Raw genomic sequence first — 2730 nt, 5'->3', positions numbered from 1 at the left:
AGATATTATTCAATTAGCAAGGTCAGCACCTTTTGAAGCATAAGATATTATTCAATTAGCAAAGTCAGCACCTCTTGAGGCATAAGATATTATTCAATTAGCAAGGTCAGCACCTCTTGAGGCATAAGATATTATTCAATTAGCAAGGTCAGCACCTCTTGAGGCATAAGATATTATTCAATTAGCAAGGTCAGCACCTCTTGAGGCATAAGATATTATTCAATTAGCAAGGTCAGCACCTTTTAGAAGCATAAGATATTATTCAATTAGCAAGGTCAGCACCTCTTGAGGCATAAGATATTATTCAATTAGCAAGGTCAGCACCTCTTGAGGCATAAGATATTATTCAATTAGCAAGGTCAGCACCTTTCAAGTTCCTTAAGCCTTAACCTTTTTTTAGTCAACGCGCGAAGCGCACGAGCTTTATCAGTTCGAAGCTGGGCGACTTCCTACGAGCCCAGCCCTTGCAAGTATTACGGTACTTTATAATTGGACTTTTTCACTTTACTAATTTTCTTTTTCCTGCTATGTTTTGGTTCATGAAAACATCTTTAGAGGAACCTAAACCTAAAAATAAAGGCGGTCGCCCTCGCGCTTATTCTAATTCGAGGCCTATGAAAATCACAATTTCAGAAGATGATTATAATTTGCTTAAGATTCTTTGTTCATACACTGGTTCACGTCCTGCTTCTGTAATGCGTGAACTTTTAGAGGAGTCTCGCCCAGTTATAAAAGCAATGATTGAAGCTTTGGAGTCTGCTAAAAATAATACTTCTCCACCTTCTGACACGTTAGCTTCAAGACTTCTTAGTTCAGCTTTAAAAAACAAAGAACCAACTCAACAGGATTTACTTGATTTGATGTCTATTAAGGATGGTCAAAAATAAAAATGATGAATATAACAAAAAAAAGGAAGGACGCGCCAACGTCCTCCCGAATAGTTAAAAGCCTACACAGCTTAAAAAACCAACCTAGAAGGTGGTTACAATGCGCATTATAACGTTTAAAACTTTAAAACGCTATACCTGCACAAAAAGACGTTGCTGTTGCTCTCTGCTGTTTTCTAAGCCAATTATGGTAAATATTTCTATTCATTTCTATTTGAATGGCCTTCTCTCGCGAAGCGTGAGGGGTCTATTCTCTTGATACATACAACTAAAGTGCCACAACTTGAAATCAATGCAGAAAACATTAACGTTTTTGAACGTATAAAACGTTATGGAAGTGCTAAGAAAAACAACCTTGAAATTGTTGAGTATATTGAAGAACTTATGCTTAAGGATGAAGTTTTATATGGTCATGTTCCTGCCATGGTTGATAAACTTTACAATCGCCTGGACAAGTGTGCATCTTGGTTAACCTTCCGTCATTATATTGACCACAAGGCAAACCGTTTAACATCTGCTAATTTTTGCGGAAAGCACTTGCTTTGCCAACCTTGTGCAATACGTCGTGGCTCTCAAAAATTAAGAGCATACCATCAAAAAATAGTTCATGTTTTAAAAGAGAATCCTAAATTGAAAGCATCTATGCTTACGTTCACGGTTAAGGATGGGGATAATTTACGAGAACGTTTTAATCATTTACAAAGTTCAATAAAAAAGCTTTTGAAAAACCGCAATTATAATTTAAACGCTGATAAAAAATTTACTGAAATGTCAAAAATTCAAGGTGCTGTTTTAAGCTACGAGGTTAAAAAGGGCAAAAATAGTGGCTTATGGCATCCGCATTGCCATATCTTAATTTTACATGAGGAAGAGTTATGTATGGGTCGAGTTAACCCTTTAACAGGTAAAGGTAACGGACTTTGTAAAGAATGGTTCAAAATCACCGGAGATAGTTTTATTGTAGATTGCAGACGTAAAGAATATCAAGATGTAATTGATTTATGCATGGAAGTTTTTAAGTATGCTGTGAAGTTTACAGAACAAGAACCATCAGACACATGGCATTGTTTTCAAGTTTTAAACCATAGACGTTTGTTTTCATCGTTTGGTAATTTAAGAGGGGTTAAATTGCCATCATCAATGATTGACGAAAAGTTAGATGGTCCATATATTGAATATATGTTCCGTTATCTTAGCGGCGGTCATTATACACAAATTAGCAAGGTTGATATGAGCGAGCATTATGATGATGCTTCAAGTTCTCTGTAATTACCCCAATTTTAATCTGAATTTTTTCCCGACCGAAGCTGGGGGGACCCGCTTGCGGGGGGAAGGCGAAAGGGAGGAAAAAATTAGATGTCCCATCGTTTCTCATCTTCCTTTCGATAAGTCTCAACTGTTTTTTTATCAAGTATCTCTAGTAAAATTTGACGGCGTAAGAATGCGCTGATTCCTTCTTTTGTTTGTTGATACTGTTCTGTTTTTTCTTGACACCATTTTTTTAATAGCGTTGCGCCTTTCCCTTCACATAATATATTATCCTTTTTTATGCAAAAAAGGTCTGCTAGTGTGTCATCAATTGATGCTGATGTTACCTTGCTGCCTACTTTTATTTTTATGATGATGTTTCTTCCATTTTTTGTCTTTGCCATTTTATACCCCTTATTCATGAATAATATATTATTCAACTGGTAAAGTAAAGCATAAGATATTATTCAATTAGCAAGGTCAGCACCTTTCAAAGCATAAGATATTATTCAATTAGCAAGGTCAGCACCTTTCAAAGCATAAGATATTATTCAATTAGCAAGGTCAGCACCTTTCGAGAGCATAAGATATTATT

At 35.9% G+C, this 2730-nt stretch carries 3 protein-coding genes; 2 read left to right on the top strand and 1 reads right to left on the bottom strand.

What is annotated here, in order from left to right; genetic code table 11:
* Positions 1-539: 539 nt before the first annotated feature.
* Entirely contained in the window at positions 540-887 is a 348-nt protein-coding gene (locus Q9M50_15310; protein MDQ7091977.1) for a hypothetical protein, read from the top strand.
* Between the two features lie 273 nt (positions 888-1160).
* On the top strand, positions 1161-2156 hold the full coding sequence (locus Q9M50_15305; GenBank protein MDQ7091976.1) for a protein rep: 996 nt from the start codon (positions 1161-1163) through the stop codon (positions 2154-2156).
* An 83-nt stretch (positions 2157-2239) separates the two neighbouring features.
* Here Q9M50_15305 and Q9M50_15300 read toward each other — a convergent pair whose 3' ends face one another.
* A complete protein-coding gene (locus Q9M50_15300; GenBank protein MDQ7091975.1) occupies positions 2240-2539 on the bottom strand; it encodes a hypothetical protein in 300 nt (99 codons plus the stop codon).
* Positions 2540-2730: the final 191 nt, after the last annotated feature.

This window comes from Methylococcales bacterium (assembly GCA_030949405.1).
In the GTDB taxonomy this organism is placed as follows: domain Bacteria; phylum Pseudomonadota; class Gammaproteobacteria; order Methylococcales; family Methylomonadaceae; genus WTBX01.
This window is presented reverse-complemented; position numbering and strand designations above follow the sequence as displayed.

Bases quoted from the DNA above. Each gene is read 5' to 3' on its own strand.
- Q9M50_15310 (MDQ7091977.1), top strand. From the start codon at position 540: ATGAAAACATCTTTAGAGGAACCTAAACCTAAAAATAAAGGCGGTCGC.
- Q9M50_15300 (MDQ7091975.1), bottom strand. From the start codon at position 2,539: ATGGCAAAGACAAAAAATGGAAGAAACATCATCATAAAAATAAAAGTA.